At 45.9% G+C, this 23,998-nt stretch carries 19 protein-coding genes; 18 read left to right on the top strand and 1 reads right to left on the bottom strand.

Translation table 11 applies throughout. The annotated features are described in order from the left end of the window. Nucleotides 1-26 precede the first annotated feature (26 nt). Complete coding sequence (locus ASL14_RS04840) at nt 27-1,424, top strand: L-cystine transporter (RefSeq protein WP_134910657.1); 1,398 nt, start codon at nt 27-29, stop codon at nt 1,422-1,424. Between the two features lie 152 nt (nt 1,425-1,576). Then, the gene (locus tag ASL14_RS04835; protein WP_134910656.1) at nt 1,577-2,275 is read left to right on the top strand and encodes a queuosine precursor transporter; all 699 of its coding nucleotides are present in this window, start codon (nt 1,577-1,579) and stop codon (nt 2,273-2,275) included. Nucleotides 2,276-2,538: 263 nt separating this feature from the next. Here ASL14_RS04835 and ASL14_RS04830 read toward each other — a convergent pair whose 3' ends face one another. Next, nucleotides 2,539-3,579, bottom strand: coding sequence for an IS630 family transposase (locus ASL14_RS04830; RefSeq protein ID WP_134910655.1), 1,041 nt, complete (start codon nt 3,577-3,579; stop codon nt 2,539-2,541). Between the two features lie 475 nt (nt 3,580-4,054). Between ASL14_RS04830 and ASL14_RS04820 the strand changes: the two genes are divergently transcribed. The 16 genes from ASL14_RS04820 (at nt 4,055) to ASL14_RS04750 (ending at nt 23,918) form a co-directional block, all read left to right on the top strand. Next, entirely contained in the window at nt 4,055-5,107 is a 1,053-nt protein-coding gene (locus tag ASL14_RS04820) for a hypothetical protein (protein WP_134910654.1), read from the top strand. Nucleotides 5,108-5,129: 22 nt separating this feature from the next. After that, a complete protein-coding gene (locus tag ASL14_RS04815) occupies nt 5,130-5,564 on the top strand; it encodes a DNA polymerase III subunit gamma/tau (protein WP_134910653.1) in 435 nt (144 codons plus the stop codon). Nucleotides 5,565-5,581: 17 nt separating this feature from the next. Further along, complete coding sequence (locus ASL14_RS04810; RefSeq protein ID WP_223264198.1) at nt 5,582-5,908, top strand: hypothetical protein; 327 nt, start codon at nt 5,582-5,584, stop codon at nt 5,906-5,908. A 65-nt stretch (nt 5,909-5,973) separates the two neighbouring features. Further along, nucleotides 5,974-6,654, top strand: a complete 681-nt coding sequence (locus ASL14_RS04805) for a hypothetical protein (RefSeq protein WP_134910652.1) — start codon at nt 5,974-5,976, stop codon at nt 6,652-6,654. A 57-nt stretch (nt 6,655-6,711) separates the two neighbouring features. After that, nucleotides 6,712-7,329, top strand: a complete 618-nt coding sequence (locus tag ASL14_RS04800; RefSeq protein ID WP_134910651.1) for an S-layer homology domain-containing protein — start codon at nt 6,712-6,714, stop codon at nt 7,327-7,329. A 1-nt stretch (nt 7,330) separates the two neighbouring features. After that, the gene (locus tag ASL14_RS04795) at nt 7,331-8,380 is read left to right on the top strand and encodes a hypothetical protein (protein WP_134910650.1); all 1,050 of its coding nucleotides are present in this window, start codon (nt 7,331-7,333) and stop codon (nt 8,378-8,380) included. 10 nt (nt 8,381-8,390) lie between these two features. After that, on the top strand, nt 8,391-9,500 hold the full coding sequence (locus ASL14_RS29225) for a peptidoglycan DD-metalloendopeptidase family protein (protein ID WP_335338615.1): 1,110 nt from the start codon (nt 8,391-8,393) through the stop codon (nt 9,498-9,500). Beyond that, nucleotides 9,461-11,842, top strand: coding sequence for a peptidase M23 (locus tag ASL14_RS04790; protein ID WP_335338614.1), 2,382 nt, complete (start codon nt 9,461-9,463; stop codon nt 11,840-11,842). Before ASL14_RS29225 ends, ASL14_RS04790 begins: the two co-directional genes overlap by 40 nt. A gap of 107 nt (nt 11,843-11,949) precedes the next feature. Beyond that, entirely contained in the window at nt 11,950-12,369 is a 420-nt protein-coding gene (locus tag ASL14_RS04785) for a hypothetical protein (RefSeq protein WP_134910649.1), read from the top strand. Between the two features lie 3 nt (nt 12,370-12,372). Next, on the top strand, nt 12,373-12,759 hold the full coding sequence (locus ASL14_RS04780; RefSeq protein ID WP_134910648.1) for a Low copy number virion structural protein: 387 nt from the start codon (nt 12,373-12,375) through the stop codon (nt 12,757-12,759). A 17-nt stretch (nt 12,760-12,776) separates the two neighbouring features. Beyond that, complete coding sequence (locus tag ASL14_RS04775; protein WP_134910647.1) at nt 12,777-15,095, top strand: PKD domain-containing protein; 2,319 nt, start codon at nt 12,777-12,779, stop codon at nt 15,093-15,095. A 40-nt stretch (nt 15,096-15,135) separates the two neighbouring features. Further along, a complete protein-coding gene (locus ASL14_RS04770) occupies nt 15,136-16,560 on the top strand; it encodes a hypothetical protein (RefSeq protein ID WP_134910646.1) in 1,425 nt (474 codons plus the stop codon). Nucleotides 16,561-16,597: 37 nt separating this feature from the next. Continuing rightward, nucleotides 16,598-18,433 carry a hypothetical protein gene (locus tag ASL14_RS04765; RefSeq protein ID WP_134910645.1) on the top strand — a complete coding sequence of 612 codons (1,836 nt, stop codon included), beginning with the start codon at nt 16,598-16,600 and terminating at the stop codon, nt 18,431-18,433. Between the two features lie 30 nt (nt 18,434-18,463). Beyond that, on the top strand, nt 18,464-21,970 hold the full coding sequence (locus ASL14_RS04760; protein ID WP_134910644.1) for a helix-turn-helix domain-containing protein: 3,507 nt from the start codon (nt 18,464-18,466) through the stop codon (nt 21,968-21,970). Nucleotides 21,971-21,984: 14 nt separating this feature from the next. Then, complete coding sequence (locus tag ASL14_RS04755) at nt 21,985-23,070, top strand: cell adhesion protein (protein ID WP_189338264.1); 1,086 nt, start codon at nt 21,985-21,987, stop codon at nt 23,068-23,070. Nucleotides 23,071-23,084: 14 nt separating this feature from the next. Continuing rightward, the gene (locus ASL14_RS04750) at nt 23,085-23,918 is read left to right on the top strand and encodes a hypothetical protein (RefSeq protein WP_134910643.1); all 834 of its coding nucleotides are present in this window, start codon (nt 23,085-23,087) and stop codon (nt 23,916-23,918) included. Nucleotides 23,919-23,998: the final 80 nt, after the last annotated feature.

Here is a 23,998-nt window from a genome sequence, read left to right as displayed (position 1 = left end):
TATAACAAGTTTGGAGGAAATGATATATGGATACCTTCTTTATCATTTTGAACGTAGTAGTGCTGCTTTTGCTGCTCGGCGTGTTAGTCTGGATGCAGAAGAAGCATATTTCTTTTACGAAAAGGGTGTTTGCCGGACTGGGCTTCGGTCTAATCTACGGGGCTATTCTCCAGTACGCCTATGGCTCGGGCTCGGAGGTCATTACGAAATCGGTTGACTGGTTCAACCTGGCAGGTAATGGTTATGTTCGTTTGCTGCAAATGGTAGTTATCCCGCTCATCATGGTGTCGATTATTTCAGCCATTATGAATTTGAAGGGACGACAGAATCTTGGCAAAATAAGCGTGTCTGTTATTGCAGTACTGCTGATTACAACGGCTATTGCCGCTTCGGTCAGTATTGTGACCAGCTTGTCGTTCGATCTTAAAGCGATTGAGATTCAAAGTGGGGAAAAGGAACAAGCACAGGGTTTGAAGATGGAGGAGCGTCTTGGAACAGTTCAGGATATGACGATTCCACAGCAGGTGTTGGAATTTATTCCATCCAATCCTTTTGAGGATATGACGGGAGCACGTCGTACTTCGACGCTGGCAGTAGTGATTTTCTCGGCTTTTATCGGGGTGGCCGTGCTTGGGCTGGATCGTAAAAAGCCAGAGCAGGCGCAAACCTTCCGTAAAGTAATTGATGCCGTGTACGCTGTAGTGATGCGGATTGTGACGCTGGTACTGAGGTTGACGCCTTACGGCATTTTGGCGCTGATTACTAAAGTTGTAGCCACGACGAATCCGGATGAAATCTTGAAGCTGATCAAGTTTGTGCTCGCTTCTTATGTGGCTTTGTTGGTCATGTTCGTCATTCATCTTATTTTGCTGGCTCTGTTCGGCTATAACCCGGTAACGTATGTGAAAAAAGTATTGCCTACGCTGGTTTTTGCCTTTACATCCCGTTCCAGTGCCGCAACGATTCCGTTAAATGTTGAAACGCAAACGAAAAAGCTTGGTGTGTCGGACGGTATCGCGAATTTGTCTGCCACCTTGGGAGCGACCATTGGACAAAACGGCTGTGCAGGCATTTATCCGGCCATGCTGGCGGTCATGATTGCGCCAACCGTGGGCATAGATCCGACGAGCTGGGATTTTATCCTCACGCTCATTCTGGTCGTTACGGTCAGCTCCTTCGGCGTAGCAGGTGTAGGTGGCGGTGCTACCTTCGCTTCTCTGATCGTGCTGTCGACCATGAACTTGCCCGTAGCTTTGGCAGGATTGCTCATTTCGGTTGAGCCGCTGATTGATATGGGACGCACAGCGCTGAATGTCAATGATTCCATTACAGCAGGACTCATTTCAGGCAAGGTGCTCAAGGAGAATGATCAGGACGTGTTCAACGACCACAGCATGGATTTGGATGCGGCGGCACGCTCCTGATTGGGATGATAGAAACTCTCCACGTAGTCTAGGGAGCAGGTTTACTGTTCACGAATCGTAATCTGTGATACATTAAAATAATGTTTTTCCGGCCTGCTTCGGAAGAACCGCGGTTCGCAACCATCCCGCGCTATCAAAACTAGGAGGCTTTCATGTTTAATTTGCTATGGGGGGCAGCTTTTGTCCTCGTCAATTTTATGTTCTTTTTGTTATGTTATCGTTTATTCGGTAAAAAAGGGTTGTACGCCTGGATTGGTGTGGCTACCGTGCTTGCCAACATTCAGGTAACCAAAACCATCGATCTGCTCGGTATTACGACGACTTTGGGAAACACAATGTATGTCTCTATGTACATGGCCAGCGATTTACTGAATGAAAAATATGGACCCAAAGAGGCGCGTAAAGCGGTGTGGTTTGGATTTTTCACCTTAATTATGACGACGCTAACGATGCAGATGGCGCTGGTGTTTCAGCCTAATGCAACCGATTTTGCCCAGGCGCCGATGCAGCAATTATTCGGACTATTACCAAGACTTGCACTTGCCAGCCTGACGGCCTATGCGGTTAGCCAATTGCTGGACGTTCGTCTATACTCGTGGATCCGCAAGTTTTTCCCGGAACGTCACCAGCTCTGGATTCGCGGCAATGGCAGTACGATGATTAGCTCGTTTATGGATACGCTCATTTTTTGCAGCATCGCCTTTTACGGCTATGAATGGGGAATATGGCTGGAGCTACTGTTCACCACCTATATCTTAAAATTTGTACTAACCGCGGCGGGTACACCAATATTGTACATCGCACGCAACTTCCGCTTTGCAGAAGAGGAGGGGCAGACGCTCAAGCCGTAATTTGGCTTGGGGTTGCTCCTCTTTTTTTTGTATAACCCATGAAATCGTTCTTATTCTTATATATATGAATTGTTCAATGAAGCTTACAGTTACTTATATTGAAGTATAGAGATCGTCAGATGAATTGTAAGATTGGAGACTATGTAAGGAAAAAAACAAACCTTGTACTATGAAGGAGGCTACAGGAATGATGCAGTTTACCCCATGTATCCGGTGTAAATTTCGTTATGTGACACAAAGGGCTATATAGACCGCAATTAAGATCATAACCTGACAAGCAGGCGATCAATCGTTTCCAACGGTTGCTGATTGATTCGCTTCATAAATTGACTGACATGAAGTTTAATCTTATAGAATTTTTCAAAAAAGACGTTGTTCACTACATCGGCTTTGAGCCACAACCACAGCCCTTCAACTGGATTGAGGTTTGGACTGTAAGGCGGCAGAAAAACCAATTGCAGACGCGAGTGTTCCTCCAAAAAAGGCTGTAACTCTATGGCATGATGAATCCGGCTGTTATCCAGAATTAAAGCGATTTTTCCATTCGGATATGCAGTGAGAAGATCCTGGAGAAATCGAATAAAGGCTTCTGTGTCGGCCTTTTCTTCTTCCCGGTGATGCACCTGACCGGTTTCATAGTTAATGGCTCCAAACAATTTGGCTCCTTCGTGTTTACCGTACGTAGGCACTTTGCGTTGTCGGCCGCGCGGGAACCAATTGTACTGCAACGCTTGATAAGAGCGAATCATCGACTCGTCTTCAAAGAGCAAGTGATTGATCTTTTCGGCTTCCACTTGCCTCTTGAGCTCAGCAAAAGTGTGCTTTTTAAAAAAGGCTTGGGCGTCTTCATCGGCTTTAGCTAGCGTATAGGTGGCTTTGGTAAAACTGAAGTTCATCCGCTTCAGCATCGCACTAATCCCACGCACGCTCATGGTGACACCGAACTCCTGCTTGATCCACTCCGCCACTAGCGGAAGGGTCCAGGTATACCGAGCTTCAAAACCTACATCGGCTGGTTGATGCTGCTCCAGCATCGCGGCTAACTGACGACGCTGCTCCTCCGTGAGTTTTGTCGGTTGTCCAGGAGAGTGATCCATTTTAAGACCGGACAGGCCCTGTTTCTGGTAGGTGTGCCAATAGAGGCTGATGGTTTGACGTGCACGTCCGAGTATATCACCGATCTCTTTCAGTGTATGGCCTTCCAGACGAAGTCGGACCGCCAGATACCTTTCGTAGAGTCGTTTGTCTGATACCTTTTTCATCGCTGTATTCAAATACTCGATTTCTTCATTGTTCATCTTCATCGCCGCCTTGTGGTGAGTTACCCTTTATTACCCGATTTGGCGGTTGAAGTGAATTTGGTAGCTTATTAATTGCGTTCTATATAGAGAAAATTTTATGGCAGAGAAAATGGCAGGAGAACCCTTGCTATGCCTGCATTGTATCGGCGAGCTTACAGGTAAAATAATGGATCAGTTCGGTAAACTTGTTTATCCTTTTGCGGTTGAACAGTCTAATCGGCAGCAGCATATTCCGAGGTCGTCTATTGAGGGTTGTAGACCCTGTATGAAGAAACGAGGACGATGAAGAGATCAAGTACGTCGCTACAGTTAAAACATCCAATGCTTCACTTATATTGATAACGTCAGGAAGGTGGTTTGTTCAAGGGTCAAGTTGTCACGGGTTCAGATCATGACGCGGGCCTTGAGAACACATATAAATACTCCATTCCAATCGGGATACCATTAGAATGGAATAATAAACTGGAGGTTTTTGAAGATGGGAATGACGAAAAACAAAAAAATGTTGATTAAAGGTGCAGGCAAGTTTATGGCTAAAATTCCGAATAGTGATGAACTCATCACGATTGGAACACTGAACAACATGCTTTTGGACATCCAACTGGATATGCAGGATATCGAGGGTGGAGATTCCAGTGTGCCCTTGGATGCATTGCTTCGTAAAAAAACGATTGATATTACAGCTCAAGATGCCAAATTTGACTTAAATCTGGTCCGTCTCGTCCTCGGTTCCAAGCTTCGTGAAGGTGTTAGCGGAGCGTCTTACCGATTGACAACGGAAACTGTGATGGTTCCGGGGGAATCCCCATACCAGGTGCTGCTCACAGAAGACGCAGCGACAAGCCCTGCTATGAAGGCCTACGAGGATGTGATTACAGGCACAGATGTAACCACGGAAGTTACCGTGACAGGTAATAAGGCAGTATTCGATGCATCGTTGGCTGGGAAAAAAGTAGTGATTGTCTATCCTGTCGCTTTGAGTGGAATTCAGCAGGATGATGATGGATTTGTGTGGGAGCTGGAAGAGAAGCACGTTATTCAGGAAGTGAACGAGAAGTGTGAGGCAGAGCTTGTCTTTGGTACCTCGCTGCATACCACGCCTGAAATTTCAGTGCGTACGCTAAATGGAAACAAGCTTCTCAAACGCTCGCTCACCGGAACCCCTACCGAGGAGCAATACCTTGTTGAAGGGGGAAAGCTGATTTTCAATGCGGCGTTGAAGGATGTAGCCATTTATGTAAACTATAAACGCAATGAAGTGGTGGATGTTCTGGATATTTCGAGCAGGGATTTACCGTTGACGGTTCACCTGGTTCATGATGGCCGTTTTGAGCAAAAGGACGGTTCTGTGCAAGGATACCAAACGGAATTGTATCAATGTCGTGTGAAATCCAATTTCACGATTGATGCTCAGCGCCAGCAGGCGTCTACGCATAGTGTAACCTTGACGGTCATTGACCCGGAACGCTTTGATAACAAGCTCGGCACGATCAAGCGTTATGAGATTGCAACAACATCTGTTAACAACTGATACGTAAGGATGTGTTTTCGAAATGAATGAAAGAGAGTTCACCGTTCCATCTAAAAATGAACCTTCCAAGTCAGATGCGGTGGTAGAAAGTACAAAGAAGGTTTTGGCAGAAGAGGAAGCGCAGATCAAAGAAAAAGCATTCTTTGAAGAAGATGAAAAGGTACGTTTACGTGACGGTAAAACGTATTATTTGCCCCCGCTTGGGTTAAAGGATGCGCGTAAACTGATTACAAAGCTGAATGCTATTGATTCCGGCATTATTATTGCAAATCTAATCCCAGATGATCCGGAAGGTGGGGATCGTTATCATGAGCTGTTGGATGTGCTGATGATGGGCTTCAAGCCTTATTATAGCTGGATGACTCCTGAGCATCTGGAAGAGTATGTTGACCTCGAAACGGCCAAGCAAATTATTGATGCCATGATCGGACTGAATGGAATAAAAAAGTCCATGTAGCCACTGAGGATGAGGAGTTGGAGTATGACCGGCAAGCTCCTATTGACTGGGCGAATCTCTTTTTTAAGCTGGCCCATTATTGTCACCTGGATAAGCATCAGGTTTGGGACCTTACGCTCCCTCAGTTGGGCTACTATCTGGAGCAGTGTCATGACCATATCGAATTTACCATTAAAGTTTCCTCTATGTCTGCCGGTGGATTATGGAGCGGGACTGGTGGAACGGATCGTCCGGATATCCGCCGTACAGGCCGTAAACAAGTCAGAGAAGACGGCTCTTATATGGGCGACTATAAAATAGCGGACGAAGAAGATATGGCATTTTTGGCTAATATGCTTGGTTGAGAGACACTCCTGCTCTGCTCCGTATGGAGGAGCGGGAGTTTCATTTTATAAAAGGCGGTGAATGTATGGGCAATATAGAGACTGATGTGCTTGTGGAGCTACAGGCATTTATTCAGACACTAAAGCATTCTTCTAATGAAGAGAAGCAGGGGCTAGTTTTACGCTTCGGGCGTTTGGAGGAACACAAGCGCACGTTAAGTACCTTATTAGATTGTAGGATAAGGCCAGAAGTAAACCAGCAAAAACCAGATCAGCCACCAACAGATCCGAGTCAGAGTATGCAAGATGATATGAATGGTACAACGAAGCCGTTGACCCTCCCCATGAATGAATACGTGAGCAAGGTACAGAGTGATAGGGACCAAAGCAGGAAGACGCTAAATGTTGAAATAGCAGATGTGCGAACAGGCTCTATAGAGTATATCGGTATGCGTAAGCACCAAGCTCGGGACTTGCAAAGTGTACTCCGTCATCAGCGTACATTTCATATGCCAGAAGGCGTAACGGGGCTAACCAGAAATGAATATCTGACACGTGCAAACATGCGCCCATCGTACACGATCAACTCCGGTGATGTTATTGTCCATGTGACATTGCCTAATGTCACGAATAACGTAAGTACGACCCAACTGGAGACCATAGGCAAGAGGCTGGGAAGAGGTCTTCAAAACAGTAGAGCCGGAAGCTTGCGGGATCAGCTTCTTATGAATCCGACCACTGCTTATCGTAGCAGTACGTCATATTAATCCATAATCCGTTGTAGCGGAGCAAATCATCATTTTTAACGACAGGAGGTATACATTTTGACTCAGCAAAGTCCCAATAAATCAGAAGATACGATCTACAAAAAGCGATTATTTTATGATAATGGAATTCGCTTTGTCGAGGTTAAGGCCAAGCTAGTCAGCGAATATAAGCCACCGGCTCCGACTCTGAAATCCTATGTTAATGAAACGTTTTCCTACTCAGCAGGCTTGGTCAATCGTGGAACTTCACATTATACGACTAGCCTAACGCTGCTATTTTACAGTAAAAAGGAATACGCGGACTGGCTATCCTTTATAGGCTCAGAGCACAAATATTATGATGAAAAAGGCACGATTTATACGGGGGTTGTCACAGGTAAACCAGATATTCAAACGGCGGAGATGGAGACTAAATATATCATCCAAGTCCAAATGTTGCTTATTCGCAAGCAAGGTGATGAATACCGCTACAAAAGTCAATTCATGGACCTCAAGGGCCATTGGGCATCCAGCTATATTGAGGAAATGGAGCAGCGTGGTATGGTTACCATCCCTGCGGATGAAGGCGAGGTCAGCCCTTATTTCAGACCGGACGAGGGCTGTACCCGGGCAGAGGGAATCACCTTTTTGATGAGGTCCTACAGGTATGTGGACCGGATTCTAAGGGGGTATTGAGATGAAACGTTGGATTGATGTAGATCCACTGGATTGGTTTTATAGAGATATGTTAGATATGGCACGTTTAGGTCTGGATGCCCGCAACGAGCACAGCTTTATCGAGGGGATGCCCTACGACACTTTTGAACAAGGACATGAACGCATTGTCAAGCGCTTTGTAACGTTTGATGGTCAGCAGGAATTCGCCATTCCCGGCTATCAGATGCATATTGAAAATCCAGTTTTTGTTTTCGTCGCTGGAGCTCAGGTACAGCCTGAAAGAGTGGAAAACGAAAAAATAACGATGCCCCATCCTTTATCCGGCGGACTTGAGGTGGTATGCATCGCATATGGCAGGCCTGTTTATCAGGAGGATGGCTGTGTTCAAAAACCTTATATGGATACGGACGAAAGTCTGATTACCCTGCCTTCTGCGACCTTGTCCATGGCGGCTGATGATCAGAGCCAAACGAAATATCAGGCGGAGACGGTCACGGTTCTGGGAACCAAGCTCAAGCGGTTGCCTGTGAAAATCCAATTGGAAGAAGATCCAAAGGAAGTGATTAAGAAAGCATTCGGCTTCAGACAGGATGCATTTGTGATTCATCAAGGAATTGTGTATCTCCCCTTCAACTATAACGGATTTCCCGCGACTGTCGGATATAACTATCGTGAAGCCGGGAGTGTGCAATTTAAACAGGAGACGTTCGTTGTAAGCACTGCACACGCTCGTTATCATGACCGTTTCTTTCCGAATGTTCGTATGAAAAGAGCACAGTTTCTTGTTCTTCTTCAACAGATGCGGGTGGATATCTATAACAGATATACCGACCGTGGATTGGAGAGCAATACGTATCCACCGAGAACCCTGCTGGACCGAAGCTCTTTCTCAGGCCAATGGTATGAGCAAGCTGTTATGGACTTGATAAGTGAGCAGTTTCTAGACGGAAGCTACGTATTTCCGCTCTATGAAAACAATATGCTGGAGCCAGAAAAATGTATTACACGTGCGGAAGCTGTCGTATTTTTAAACCGATTCATAGAATGGGCCCTAGAAAAATTCAGATAGGTGATGAAAAATGAATTTTGAATCCACGATGAAGCGTGTACAGGCTCTGGGGCATCAGCCACGCGTAATTGTAGAGCTGGACAAAATGTCCTATGTCCGCAGTTTGCGGCCAAACCAAGACGTTGTTCAATATGTAAAAGATACGGTCGTTAAAGATTTTTTGTCCATTGATGGTGTGACACAATTAACAAGTGAAAAGAAAGAAACAAAGGCTAGCGAGATAGCCCGCCTCTCCAATTTGCCCATGTCCATGCCTATTCTTTCTAGTCCGAAAATGCGTGGGCATGTTACCGATTCGAATCATATTCAGGGCATGCTGATTACCAGCCGTCACCGTTCAGTGAATCCCAAGCGTCCTCTTCACAAAGGATTGGACCTGGATTGTGACAAGGGGGATACCATTCATGCCGTATGGGATGGGAGAATTACTGCGGCTGGTGCTGTAAAGGGTTACGGTCACGCGGTATATATCCATCACGGCAACGGCTGGACGACCCGGTATGCTCATTTGAAACCCAATGCGATGATGGTCAAGGTTGGAGATCATGTGAAGGCTGGAGATCCTATTGCTATAGGATGGAACTCGGGTCACAAGAATAGTAGTGGAGGTGGGGATGGAGCACATCTTCATTTTGAGGTTCGCAAGGATGGCGAGGATTTGAACCCCGAAGCTTTCCTGCGCGGGGAAAAATCCATACAATTGCCCATTCGAACACTGGATACCGCTGTTCAGAATAAAAGCACATTCGCTCCATCGTTGGAAGCTAGCGCTGTCGACTCCTACACGGAATATAGTATGGAAGCGTGGGCTTATTATGTAAATGCTGCAAACTCTGAAGGCATTACAAGAGGCGGAACAGATGTACGGCAGTGGAAGGATTACAAAATTATCGCTGTCGATCCCTCTGTCATTCCGTTGGGAAGTAAGGTTGAGCTGTTGGTAGACGGGAACAATTGGGGCGAATATGTGGCTGATGATACGGCTGGCTCCACGAAGGGCAAGCGTATTGAGATTTTAATGGAAAATGCGGAGCAATGCCTCGAATTTGGCCGAAAACCTGTCATTGTGAAAATCAAGCAGTGGGGGACGGAAGAACTCGCAGTGCAAACTCAGAAGTAGATCAATCCATTCCATCCTACCAGATCAACCGGACTACAGAAAAGGTATCGTATAGCAAAAATTTTACGGCTCATAAAACGAGTCTGGACCCTTTGAAATACGTGGATATCGTGGGTGTCACACAATTTTTCACCAATGAAACGCCTAATCAGGTCCGTAATGTTTTAGGTTTTCAACGAACAGACGGGGCAGGTCAGGTAAAAAAATTCACGTTTGTGCATGACTGGTTCAAGCCGGGTTGTTTAAGCTGGGCCTATGTTTCGGATATGGATATCGAGGACAGAGTAGAGGTAAAGGTGGACGACCATGTAGTTGCCACCATTGAAGGGGTAAATGCCAAAAACGGACTCGCTTATCCTCCCTCTATTCCGGTGCCTGGTGGACACCATAAGATCGAATTTTCCATGTCAAATCCATCCAAGGCGTCGAGAGGTAATTTTGGACTTACTTTTCTGAAAGCCAGAGAATTTGATGTGGAATCCGTCTCAGCCAAAACAGTCTGGACGTTCGAAGATTCCATGAGAACAACGAATGATTGGACTCACGATCAGCAGGTAGTGGTGACGGATCTGGGGGATCAGCAGAAGATATCCACCATAGGGAAAGAGGCTGGTATTGAACGGATGGGGAAGATCAACAAATTCCCATTTACCATGCAGTTCCGAATCAAGGCCGATCAGGGAACACAGGGGAAAATCATGGTGTCCAATGGCTCCAAAGCCTTTGTGGTCAAGGTTACAGATCAGGGGATTTCTACGAATGTCGGCTCTTATAGCCATAACCATGTGAGCGAGTACACCGACTATGTTGTAACCTGCCATAACGAAACGGATATGGATGTATATATAAAAAGCATACTGCCAGGCGGTATCGAACAATGGGAAAATACCCGGGTACGCGGCGTATCTGAAGATGATACGACGAACAGACTTCGATTTTCTGTATCCAGCGGTGGTCTGTATATTGCAGAGGTTAAATATGCTTTTCATGATTACTCAATTGAGCAGTTTGCCACCCATATCGCAGATACGTATAAGGAGAAATGGTATGACGTTGGCGGGTTTCAGTATGAGGATACCGCTTCACTGGAACGGGATGTAATGAACTGGGAGGTTCATTCTCACATGGACATGTCTTCTACCTCAGCCACCGTAACTTTAAATAATGCCAAAGGGATTTACTCCCCATCCGTGGAAAGGTATCCTGCATGTCCGGATGGAAGGAAGCAGCCGCCTAACGAATTTACCTATTGGGAGGAGGGAGAGCGACGTCACCTGATTAGTGAAGGAACTCCCGTCCGTATTTATGCAGGTTATGGCGATGAATTGGTACGTATATTTACAGGCATGATCAAGGGTGAAATTGAGGAGGATGCCGAAAGAAGAACGCTTACGTTTCACTGTGTAGACCGTTATGACATGCTGGAGGAATTTATCTTTTATAACGATATGATCTACCCTCCGGAGGAAGCGTATGCTGGGGACGGCGGTGCCTTTGCCTGGATGAAATCTAGTATCGTAAAGGATATTGTGGCTGCAGCCGGTCTTGATTCCTGGCGTGCGCATAGTGAAGATTGCCAATATCCCGATTTGGATATAGACGAAACGGTGTATGGTGATGTGAAGAAAGGCAATCACTCCTACATGAGATTTGATCCCAAGACAGGAGAACTTCAGACAATTCCCAAAGATCAAGAATGCATGAAGACAGCCGAAGGCTGGAAAACTCCTTTCGTAGCAACGGTTTCCTTCAAGGCAGGAACAAGGGCATCAGATGCTATACAATCGCTCATACAGGATTTGCCCTATGATGTCAGATGCGATCGTTACGGAACGTTTAGATTGAAACGAATGAATTTTCTGGATACTCCGGATTGGGATCAGGTAGCGCGTTCCAAGTGGGAATTTACAGGTGATCATTTGCTTGAAATGACGTCTTCTACCGACTACTCGCGTGTTCGTAACCATCTGATGATTTCTGGTTCTGAGGGGTTAACGGAACATTTTCTGGATAAAAGCCTGATGGTCGCCACCAAAGGGAATATGAGAACCGCCGGATTACAGCTACCGTGGATTGAAGAGCAGGATGGTGCATCCATGCGTGATCTTAAGCAGCAGATAGCGAATAAAGTATTTTTTGATATGAAAAGACAAGCCCGTACCAAAAACATTGTCATTCGCGGCAACCCGCTCATAGAGCTTTTGGATGGATGTTATGTGTATGACAACCATACCTGTAATGCGGGATATTATCTGATTAAGGGCAACAGGCTGGTCGGTAATGAATGCGGCATGATTAACTATTTGGAGCTAACCTGGTCCGCTCTTCCTGCAACATCCTGATTTTGACGCTATGATCCATAACAAGTTAAAAGGAAATGGCATTACGCAGCCTGCGTTAATTGTCATTTCCTTTTTCTTATATTGAAGGGGAAGGTGAGGTGTAAACTTTGGAGAACCAGAATTTTACGAACTCCAACGAGGTATTTCCGATTATTGATCTGATTCGACGTGAAGTACGTAAGGAAAGGATACATGCGGGTCAGACGGACGACTTGTTGGAAAAAAAGGCTGAGGAGGAGCCAAATGTCATTACCATCGATGTAGCCCGTGAAATGCTTCAATATCCTGCATTGGTAACGTCAGTGCTATACACCTATGATAATGGCTTGCTGGAACGGCTAACGCTGTATCGGGACGATCTGTTGCAGGTGACCGGATTTTTCATTGAATTTGAAGCCTCCACAACCCTGAATGCAGAAATGGAAGAAGAGGCTGATATTCCATCGTTAAACGCTATACGTGGAAGCATTATTCGTGAAAATGGTTTGTTCAAAAATCTGACTCTTGATTATGTAAGGGCGGTGTAGTCGTTGTCCAGTGGTGCTAATTTTGCAAGCTATATGGTAGGGGGGCGTTTGGACCCGCCTTTTATGCCAACGAAGACCCAACCGTACATTGTGGGCAATCGGATAGAATCCAGAGGAATTGGCAAGGTAGAAAGCACAATGCAAGTCAGCCATGATTGCGAGCTGCTTGCGGTAGCTGTGGGAGCGTCCTTTTATGAGTCCAGTGATTATTGGAATCTGTATGTAGGGGATAAGCTGGTATGCCAACGTATCTTCACGAAGGATCTACCTGAGGGGATGTATTTTACAGTCGTTATTCCTTGTCCGACAGGGACGGAATTTCGTTTTGAGTTTTTTAATGAAGGCGGCAGGAACAAGGATATATGGGTGAACTATCAAATGCTCCAATAGAAAGGAGGTGAAACATAATGCCAGAGGATAGTCCTTGGCTGGAAATGCTCGTTAACGAAGATCAGCTATTAAGCCAAATCGTTACCCTGTGCTCTCAAAACGGATGGGATATTGTGGATGAATTTCATAAGGTCGTCTATTCGAGCCGACTGTCCAAACCCACGATTCAGCGCCTCTCTCTTCCACTCGTCAATTCCTATGTAGATATTCCCAAGCTTGCGCATAAGGGTGACTACTTTGTGTATTTGGATGACGAGCTTATGCCGTCTTCCTCTTATTCAGCAGAAGAGAAAAAGGATGGCGGACAACGTATTAGCTTCGCGTCGGGGGTTTCAGGAGAGGCGGCTGTTTATTACAGTGATCTGAACGGCTCGGAGGAATTTGAATTTGTTGTAGCCAAGCACTATATTTTGCGGAATGTATCGGGACATCTTTTTGGCATGGCTATGCTGGGCAGTGTGAAGGAAAAGCTGCACAATACAGGTTCAAAAATCCCGTTTGCTGTTCTCAGGAACCATGCCGGCTGGGGAACGCAGCTTGAGCCACAATCTGACGGGATATTCTCTTGGGCTGTTCAGAAGATCGAAGAGGACAACCTGTTTGAGCGTCATACGATGTATTTTTATCAATTGGAAAAGTTCGTGAATACGAGCAGAATGATTGTAGGCTGGGAACAACCTGCTGATTTTAAAAGACTCGCTTTGGATGTAGAGATTCAATCCTCTATGTGGGGGCTGCACGATGAGACCCAAGCGCTTCAATTGATGATCACGCATCAATTCCCTCAATTCTACCAATCTCCTTACGTTGCTTCGCGGACGCGGATTCCGCAATTGGATCGCTATGAACAGGTAGCCTCCATGAATGTGAAATTCACGAACTGGTGGCAGGACAGCAAAGTCCAGCTTAGAGGTTACGTGGATGGAAAGTCTGTCATGTTGGTTTTGCTGGCAGATACAGCACCTGCCTGGGAGCATAATGCAGTACCTTCAATCCCGATCTATATGGGCGATTTTGATGTGGAGAGCAATGGGGATTCGATAATGAACGAGAGTTGGGTTTTTGAACTGAATGGCGGTGAGGAATCTCGCAAAGCAACCTTTTCCTCGGATAGTCCTATGGTTAATACCGGATCGACGATGAAAGTGTGGTTATCGGGAGATGTGGCTGCGGAATCAAACTATATTTCTCTACGTGTTGCAGGTCAGGAGCTTGTAAAGCTACGAACCACGGAAGCCCGTGAACCCGTTCATTCCAGAGATCAGGCAGAGTACCTTGGAGAGTTCTCTCTCTACGGGGTGGATGGTAAAAATTTATTTGACTTGGAAGTGTTCTCATCTTCCGGAGTTGATGGCTTTAGTCCTGTTTCCACAAGAGTCTGGGTGGATCTTCAAATTTATACAGAAAACGCGGGGGCTACAGCCGCTCTATTCGCAGGAACTGCATTTGCAAAAGACGGCGTAAGTTTAGAGAGTGCGCTTAGTCAATCGGCCCGGTTTGACTATGATGATGCAGATCCAAAACGTCATCAGGATACGCTTATGCCGATGTTAAAAGAATATCCTGTTCATCCGAGTAACGGTATTGATTCTGTCATGGTCAAGAGAACAAAGTATGGTGCGCGTTATCAATCGTACTATTTTGCCTGGACTGTTCCGTCAAACAGGATGCCTCCCTTGCGGGAGGACACAACTGGAGCCAAGCACGTCCGAGCCTGGAACAACAGCGATATGAGCAATGCCTATCATTATCAGTTCAATCCATCCCGCTACACGGAGCAGGTACATTCTTCAAGAGCTTTATTAATACATCCGGAAGATGGTACGCACGGAACACTACGAAATGTTATTTTACTGTCGCCCCTAACTATAATGAACGGGGATGAGTTGGAGGCCGTTGATGAACACTGCACCGATGGAGAGGGTCCTAAGCATCAGACGTATTCTTATTATCTGACAGAGGGCATATCACCATTGACCAAGCGGGCAGCGACACCTTATCGACCAGCGGGTATCGGTATTCTGAAGGCTGGAAATCTTCGAAGGCCAGAAAAACGGTTACCTATTTCGCCGCCTCCGCTCGTTGTATCCCTGACTACGTCCCATATTTCTGTCCATGCTGGGGAGGGAGTGGAATTGATGTCTTCCTATAACAAGCATTCTCCGGTATTGATCTCCAACTGGTTTGCTTCAGGGGGTGCGAATCCAGAAGGCCATACGGTGAATAACGCCCGCTTTACTTTTCATAAAGAGGGGAAGTATACCGTAACCTTTACCTTAACGAATGAGCTGGGACAGACGGGAACGGCGACAGCGGACATTACCGTAGTGAAGTAGCAAAGAACACAATCGTAATTTAAAGAAAGGGGAGAAACAAATGTCATTCATTGATACGACAGCAGCAGCATTTACTCCAAAAGTAACGGAAGCGGACTTACAGCCCCGTTTGGGAGAGTTGCTGGCTACCGCAGGCTGGAAAGTTGCAGCCAATTATAAAAGGGTCATTTTCGACGCCAATATTACCCATCCCTCAGATGCAGTGAGGAATTATCAAAATTTCCGGATTACAGTTGCCGAACATTTTATATATTCCAATAAGGATAATCAAAGCTTTGGTATCGCCATCGCCGGAACATGGTACCCTCGACTGGTTGATTATGTGAAGCGTCCGGATAAAGATTCCTACAAGCAGTTTGGGGAATGGGCAACAAATGAATTCCGCAAATACCGGCTGTCCCATACTTTATATGTGTACATGCTGGAGGATTTAAAAGGATTGAAACCAGACGGTGCAGATGTTGTACTGGCCTGGAATGATAATTCTGAAGCCGGACAGCTTCGAGCAGCGCTAGATATCGAAGTAGAGGAATCTGCCTGGAAAACAACGGTTAGCGGTCCTATGTTTACGGTGACTAAAGCAGAAGGAGCACGTATGCAGTCACCGATCATGCAAGCAGGTCTGCGCTACAAGTTGATGGAGTCTTACTACAACAACTCTTTTAACTACCCTGTCCAAAACACAAACTGGTGGAGTGATTCTGAAATTTCCGTGAAGGGGACTCTTTCGGACACCAATTTCTTTTTCACTATTCAGTGTGATAATGTACCGGCTCCAGAAAACAATCTGGTTCCGATCATTCCGCTCTACTTTGGCAAGCTGGACCCGGTTGAGGAAGGCGATAACGTCTATGCCTTATTCGCAGGAACGGTTCCGATCAGAGATACGGTGAATGGAGTCGCTACGTATGACTTTGACGATACCACCACCAGACAACCCCATATTATGCCTTTATTAAAATCATATCCTAACTTTCCGGCTAATGGTATGGATAATATCATGGTTAATCGGGCCAAGCTGGGTGCAAGATATCAAGCCCATTATCTTTCCTGGAATTCACCACCCAATCTCATGCCGCCAGCCAGAACTTCTGTTGACGGCAAGAAAGATTACCCGCGCGCCTGGAATAATGCTGAAAATCCTTTGTATAAATACACTTTCAATCCTTCTCGTTACAGTGGGAAGGTGCATACTTCCAAAGTATACGTTATTCACCCCGAGGAGGGTGTGCGCGGTACATTAAAAGATACGATCTCTTTGGCTGCCTTTTCGTTTAATGCCAACAAATTAAGAGTCAAGCGGGCCAACTGTCCAGATGAATTTGATGTATACCGTTACTTCTTGGTAGAGGGAATTTCCCCATTGACCAAAAAACCAGGTACTCAATTCAGATCTGCGGGCATTGGCTTGTATGTGAACACAGTAGATGATGAAGGAAATGAAATAAAACCAACTACCCTGTAGTGTAGCTTGGCTAATCTAATATTAGAGGTGATTGATTGTGTCGTGGTTTGATGGAGATGCTACTTTTCAACTGTTTCCGCAGGAATTGGAGAAACAATTCAATGCTCATGGCTGGAACACGTTTATTAAATACCGGGCAGTAACCGGGAACCCTAGAAATACAGCGACCAAATTCGCTGACGTCCGATTGTTCAGATCCACAGGCAGTGACGGTCAGATACGTAATTTCGGCATGGCTTTTGGTTACGGTGGAACGGTCAAACAGCCCGGGGAGATGGACTTCATCTCACAAAACTCCATGCTTGGAGAAGCACAGCGGGTACAAGGTAGTGACACGCAATTGCAGGTCGTCGTACGTCCTGTAGAGGCGGACTCGGAGATGTTATATAAGAATGGCGTATTCGTTCAGAAGACAGATTATACCTTTGAGCCTTACAGTGGCGTGTTTAAGCTGAATAAAGCTGCACTAGCAAGCGATCAATTTACCGTATCCTATGCACCTGCTGCTAATGCTCCAAGTCTACCCAAACGTTTATTTTTCTTTACCTTCGACGATGTGCGCTCGGAAAAAATCGTAGAAGCTGTAAATAACGGAGTGAGGGTAGGCGACCCTGAATCCCTTCTTCCTGACGGAGATGGAACTCGTCGAGAATTTAAAATACCTGCTGACACGACCATCAAGGCAGGAAGCGTCCGGTTGTATATTAATCAGGTAGAGGTTTCTCCTGCCGATTTTACAGTTGACTACGATACCAATACGATTAAAATCCCAACAACAGTGAAGGCGCCGGACGCCGGTAGTGAGCTTCACGCTTCTTATATCAGAGTACTGGCGGGTACGGGAACAGACATGATTAATTTCGGGGATGTGACTACCCGGAACTTTGACCCGGATTCCGGAGCAAGCTTAATGGACGCTGTGTACTCCTGCATATACTATATTTATCCTTCGTTGCCTACAGCGTTGTCCTTTACTTCACTGGATAATTATACTCGCGGCTGGCAGCGTGATTCCAGCATCTATTATTGGGGGAACTTCAACAAAGACCGTATTGTTATGTTTCTGCGTCCCGATCCTACCTCGGGTCCTGAAAACACATACTTTGCACCACTTTACATTGGCAAAATGACCACGCTTGGCAAATCGCCAAGGAAAAATCACGTGCTGATCTCCGGATGCCGGGAAAAGGACGAAGTGAAATGGAAAAAGGATATGAAGCTAGGTGCCACATACGTAGATTATGGACTGAATACCTCGAACGGTAACAGCTCGGTACAGCTTCAACAGTCCATTGGCGGAACTTATTACCAACAGCATTATCTTGCCTTCATTACACATGACAAACAGGTGGATGCGGGTGAGTCCCGTTTCAATCCTTCGGTATACAGCGGAAAATACCATATTTCTCCTATGTATGTGGTTCATCCAAATGACGGTTTTGTCGGTAAGCTGGATGAGTGCTACGCTGTTCATCCGAAAAATATCTCTCAGCTCGACGAGCTGGAGGTCGTAGAAACGACAGATCATGAAATTCTGGGCACAGGTGACGGGAAAAATAAGGTGTTCCATTTATCTCATCAGCCTTCATTAAAAGATGATGGTACACCATTCAATCTGGTGATCAAAGTTAATTGTGTCGAGGCCAAATTCGGCACGGATTACACATTGGATCTGGAAACCAAGCAAATCACGTTCCTGGACGGTAAAGGACCGAAAGCGGATGAAGAGGTTCTGGCCACCTATGAGTATAAACAGATTTACCGTTATACCTTGGCGGATACACCTGTGAGTCCGTTTACGCTGGCTACCATTAGTCCATTCGCTCCGATCGGCTTGGGTATTCTGAAGGAAACGCTTGTTAAGAACAGTTAACCTACAGGGTTAAAGGAGGTCGGCGGTGACATGCTGGACGGTAAAAAATCTTACCTGATCAGTATCACCGCCCTTTTTTCTAAAAAGGGCTATGAACTGGCATTTGGTACAGACATGATCTTGGATACACAGTGGGATACGCGTTACCATCTGTCTGCTCCTGTGAATAGTACGTACCGAACGCTGAGGCAGGATACGTTAAAGAATGCATCCAAAGCTCCATATTCCGCTACAAGTTTATTCGGGAGAGATTGGAGAGAGGCAGCCATTGCTGGTGAATTCGAGGGTCAAACCGTGGAAGCTGTTCACTCGACCATTGTATCTTACCTATCAGATATTCACAGGCATTTTAGAGGAGAAATCAGACAGAAAGCGCAGCAGCCTTCACATTCCACAGCGTCAGATGCGCGTTGGAAAATCGGTAGCAGGATCCATTCCATGGAATATGCAGATTCTGTACAGCAGGGATATAGGCAGGAGTCCATTCAGGCTGATTCTATTTTTAATGCGGTGCAGGAAGAAGACGCTGTTTCTGAAATGAGGCAGCAGGTAGAGGCTTCAAGTGATGCTTATGAATCCGGGAAGGTTTGCTCTATCTATGAGGGACTTCTTGATGCAGGCTCTGTATCTAAGCAGCGTCAGGGTAACGGATCGCCTTCTTCAGAATCTGCACTTCACGGAGAAACGGTGAAGCAGGGAGACAACGTTGAACAACAGACGGTTATTCACCAGATATTTCAGGATCGAGAAGTAGTGGTAGAACAGCAAGACGCGGCTGAAAGCCTTGTGATGGAAACTCTTTTCCAGTCAGCAAGTGAGGCGTTGCGCTATCGAACCGATATTCGGGATACCCTGATTGAAACATCAGAGTCTAGTGTGAAGAAACAGATTTTGGATTCGGATGAAATCAACGATTTAACAAAAGCCGGGAAGCTTGAACAGATAGTAGGGACTATTCCCGATGATCTACTGGGGACAGATGCTAGAGCAAAGGATGATGATGCCCCAGTAGAAGCTCGTATGGCGAAGTCTGACAAAAGCGAGGATACTATCATGAATCGGCAGATGCCTGCCAGACAGCGTCAGTTTATAGATTCCACCGATGAGCATAGCACTGCTGCTTCCATGCGTTCTGGCACTGGTACTGAACATGAACGAATGAGCGCAACGGAGTTGAACCAAGGCAAGTTCATGATGATTCAAAAGTCCGCCACAGGTAAAAGTATATATCTTCAAGAGGCTACGGAATCTCAAGGCAAACTGGCAAAAGAAATCCGCTCTATATATGGCGAACAAGCGATGGAACTGGTCGAAGCGGGGATGGGAAGTGACCTGCCAGAGGGTTTGCAACAAGTTGACGTACCCGCTATACCAAGCTCGATTGAAAGTGTAATTCAGCGAATGGAGGAGGCTTCAAACGGCGGTTCGCTGGAGGGAGTTCAAGGTCACTCGATGGTAGGAAGTATGGAATTCGGTGGCGGCACGATAGGTGTGCAGACAGAAACGGTTACAAGTGGTTTCGCTTCCTCAGGCCGTGACAGTCTGATCGAGCCTACAAGCGTATCCGTCTATAAAAATGAACAAGTCTATCCTACCAGTCTAGATCAGTATAGAGTAGCTTCTCCATACGACGACTCTAAAGTTCTGCCAGTGGAGCAGAGCAGTACAGCTTATATTCATGCCTCCACAGATGCCGACAACGAACAATTAGGTTCAGCATTATCTGAACATCACGCAACGTTAGACGACTCTCAGCGTGGAGAGCAGATATATGTCAGTGAAGAAGGAGAGTTGGACAACCTTAGTTCTGCGGATTTTAATCAATTGGAGTTGGAGACGCAGCCTGGAAAGTTACTTGCTGCTGATGTCCTGAGAGAAATGATTGCGGAATTCCCTGAAATCAGCAAGATGGCTCGAATGCTCCGGATTATGTACGGTGAGCAAGCGATGGAACTGATTGAAGCAGGCATTGAAAATATTGTGGCAGAGGCTGTGAAGGAAGGGACAACTCAGGCTTCGGTTGGTCTAATTACAGATAGCGTCATTCATCAGTTGGAAATATCATTGGATGGTGGTTCGCTGGAAGCTATCCAGATTCGTTCGGATCAAGCCAATATTGAGCATACCGAAGGAACGTTACAAACAAACGCTGAACAAGGAAGTAAGTCTTCCGCTGAAGATGGACAGCTTACAAATTCCGAATCCGGTAACTCCTATTCTTCCAAGGAAGGTGCGTATCATGCGATGGAACATGCAGAAAGACGCATGTCTACCGAAGCTGAAATCCAAGCGTTGGGCAAGGCACTTATTAGCTCGGATTGTGCGAATGTCATGATTCAGGACACGGAAACAGGCAGAACCTTCTCTAGCACTACAGGTGTCACGGATTCCATGGAACAGGGCGTTCTCCAATCGTTTACGGATGGTGAATACAGTCATTTGGAGAGGGCAGCCATGAGCACTGGAAACTTTGATGCAACGGAGTCAGGACCACTGGAAAGCGCACAGTATATTGGTGAAATGGAAGCGGAAAAAGTCGCACTGGTTCCAGCAGAGCGAACAAGCATTGAGAGCTTGGAAGCGGAGAAAGTCACGCTGGTTCCGTCGGAACGGATAAGTATAGAGAGCCTGGAAGCGGAGGAAGCCACGCTTGTTCCAGCGGAACGTGTAAGCATCGTGAGTTTGGAAGCCGATCGGCATGAGGTTAAAGCTGGCGAGCTTTTAGAACGGACGAGGGAAGCTGACGTTACTTCATCGGAGCACGCTTTTGTCTATCCGGATATTCAAGCAAGTGTTATCACTAACGGCACTTGTGCTGACAGTCAGGAATATAATCAGGTCTCCGATGCTGTCCTCGTTGACGGAGAGCAAGCCGCCTCTATGGAATCGGTTCGCGAGACGATTACAGATGAGATCGATCAGGCGAACAGCATCATGAGAACGAATGAGGCTGTGATCGAGCAGGTGCATGGACAAGGTAACAACGTTGAAAATGTGCTTGAAGCCATATGGGTTCATGAGGAAGGTTCCAACGGTGAGAAGAAGGCATACACCAGTGTCAGAGACGGTCTTGAAACTGCCACGCTAGGAGATATCAGCAGAATCGTGGATATTCAGGAGCTGGAACAAGGCCAAGCCAACGAACAAACGTTGGAAGCAGTGGTGCCTGCTCATACAAATGCAGAGCCTATTTTAAAAATAGAAGAAACCGACCTACATGCTATATCTGAAGGAACTCGCAAGAAGAAGGTCATGTCTACAAATATTGAGGATGAACACCAACAAGCTAGCAGAAAGAAAAAGGTAATAAAAACACAGATTACAGATGCACAAGAAGGTACACGTTTGAAAAAGACAGTTACTGTTCGTATCGAAGCCCCAGAGTCGGCCAAGCGGCATAAAACCCTGAAGACGGTGATTGAGACTCCATCCGAAGCTACGAATCAATCGGTACCAGGCATGCCTAAACGAAAAATATGGATGATTATGGGCAAGATCGCTTCTTGGAACATCTGGAACTGGAAGAAGACAAGGTAGGTGATAGAAATCTCATGGGGATTTACAAGAAATGGAGTGGATTGATTTTTGATGATGCGTTCCAAAGTGGAGAAATCCATTCCCGCTACCAATTATCTCCGACAACGGCTTGCGCCCTGGATACAGGTTCACAGCAGTTAATCATGTCCCACACTGAACCGGAAACCATGCTTTTGTTTGATGCACCAAAGGATGAGCCTACCCTGCTGTTAGAAGTTACTGCTGACTATGTTCCTATTGCATATGGTGACGAAGGGGGGATTGTCATCTGGCAGGATGGCTACCATCGGTTGGAATTTCTGGAGAGTAAGGATACGACGACCCGGGAGTATAGCCGATGGCGGGCAGAGAAAAAGGGCAACCGATGGACCTTTTATGCTGATCGCGGATTGGGGTGGGAGCTATTTGACTCGGCTGATCTGGAGGCTGAAAAAATAGGTGTCCTCTTAAAAAATCCACAACGTGATGAATATGAAAAGCTTGGCTTAGACAGGCTCGTGTTATGTAAAAGCAACAAAATAACGATGGGAAATTTGCCGGAGGGGTATTCCGTGTTTTTATGCAATCCTGATGGATATGCTATTGCTTCTTCCAAGGTAGAGCCCACGTGGACAGGGGTTCATTTGGAGCTTCCGACAATACCCTTTAGCGGCATACTGAGGGTCTATGATGAAAATGGTGTTCTTTTATCGAGCCTTGGTGCAATGGATATGTACGGTGGTGATCTGTATCTGTATGGTACCGATCTTCGTGTGCTGTGGAAGGATAAAGAGCTTAGTTTAAGCGGGGTAACCTACCTGGGCACGATGTATGACAATACCATTCAGGTGCAAATGGAGCTATATAATCCCTCGGAAAATAAGAAGGCCGAGCAGATCTCGATGGGGATCCTGAAATATCTGGAGGAGTTTGGTTATGAATGGGCGGACTTGAGTCATGATGATGGAACGGATCATCCGCAAGGGGATTATATGCAGCGACTCCCTATGGGAACTCTGCCACCTGACGGCAAGATGAAATTCTGGATGAAGATAGAGCGCAAAAATGAGCACTTTGGCATCAAGCCTCTTCATTTTATTTTGGATATTACTCATATATAAGGAGGTGTTGGATTTTGGCTGGTACGAAGATGACGTTGCGCAGATATGGAAATGAACTAATTTATTGGAACGAGCAGGAGATTATTGTGGATCAGGCCTACCTGGACAAGCATGAAGACTTGTACATCCGTCTGACACATCCTTATATATTGGGTACAAAGATGCTGGACGTATATCTAAATGGGCAGCATTTGCTGGTTCAGGGTGGGTATGAGGAAGTGGACGAAAACACGATTCGTCTCGATTTGGGTACTTATCCGCTGGAGCATCCCTTGGCAGGACAGCACATTCCTCTCGTGATTGATGATGAAATATACATCCGTACCTGGAAGCCTGAGTATCGTCAAGGGGGCGGGGGCGGTATTGATGATCTCAGGTTCAAAAGGCTGGAGGAAGAGATTGTTTCGGCCCGTAAATATACGGAGCGTGATGTTCAGTTTCATCGTCTGGATGACAGGCTGGATTATATTCAAGAGCGGGCAGAGGTCAAAACGATGGTATTTGTGTTGGATCCGATTCCGCTGGGTCCCTGTAAATATGAAATGAGATTCCCCTTCGAAGGTAAGATCAGGGAAATATATGCTTCTTGCGGAGTGTACGGGACAAGTAAAAGTGAGTTTTCCATTGAAAAATGCTCACAGTTCGACTATGAAACGTTGCCGAACTGGACTAATATTTTCACCCGTAACCTGACCATTCATGCAGGTGAAAAATCCAGCAATACGAGTCATTTACCCTATATTCTTTCCGATCCTATGATTCACAAAAATGATCATTTTCGTATTTACACTCATGTGGCAGGCGAAGACTTAAGAGGCTTGACACTAGAAATTGTCGTTATTATATAAGGTTGAAAATAAGGTGAAGAATTAATGATTTATAATAAAACATGACTACAATATCGGATAAGAAGGCATAAAGCAAACTT

The sequence above is a fragment of the Paenibacillus sp. IHB B 3084 genome, from assembly GCF_001447315.1.
In the GTDB taxonomy this organism is placed as follows: Bacteria; Bacillota; Bacilli; order Paenibacillales; family Paenibacillaceae; genus Paenibacillus.
The sequence above is the reverse complement of the archived record's forward strand: the minus strand, read 5'-3'. Positions and strand labels throughout refer to the sequence as shown.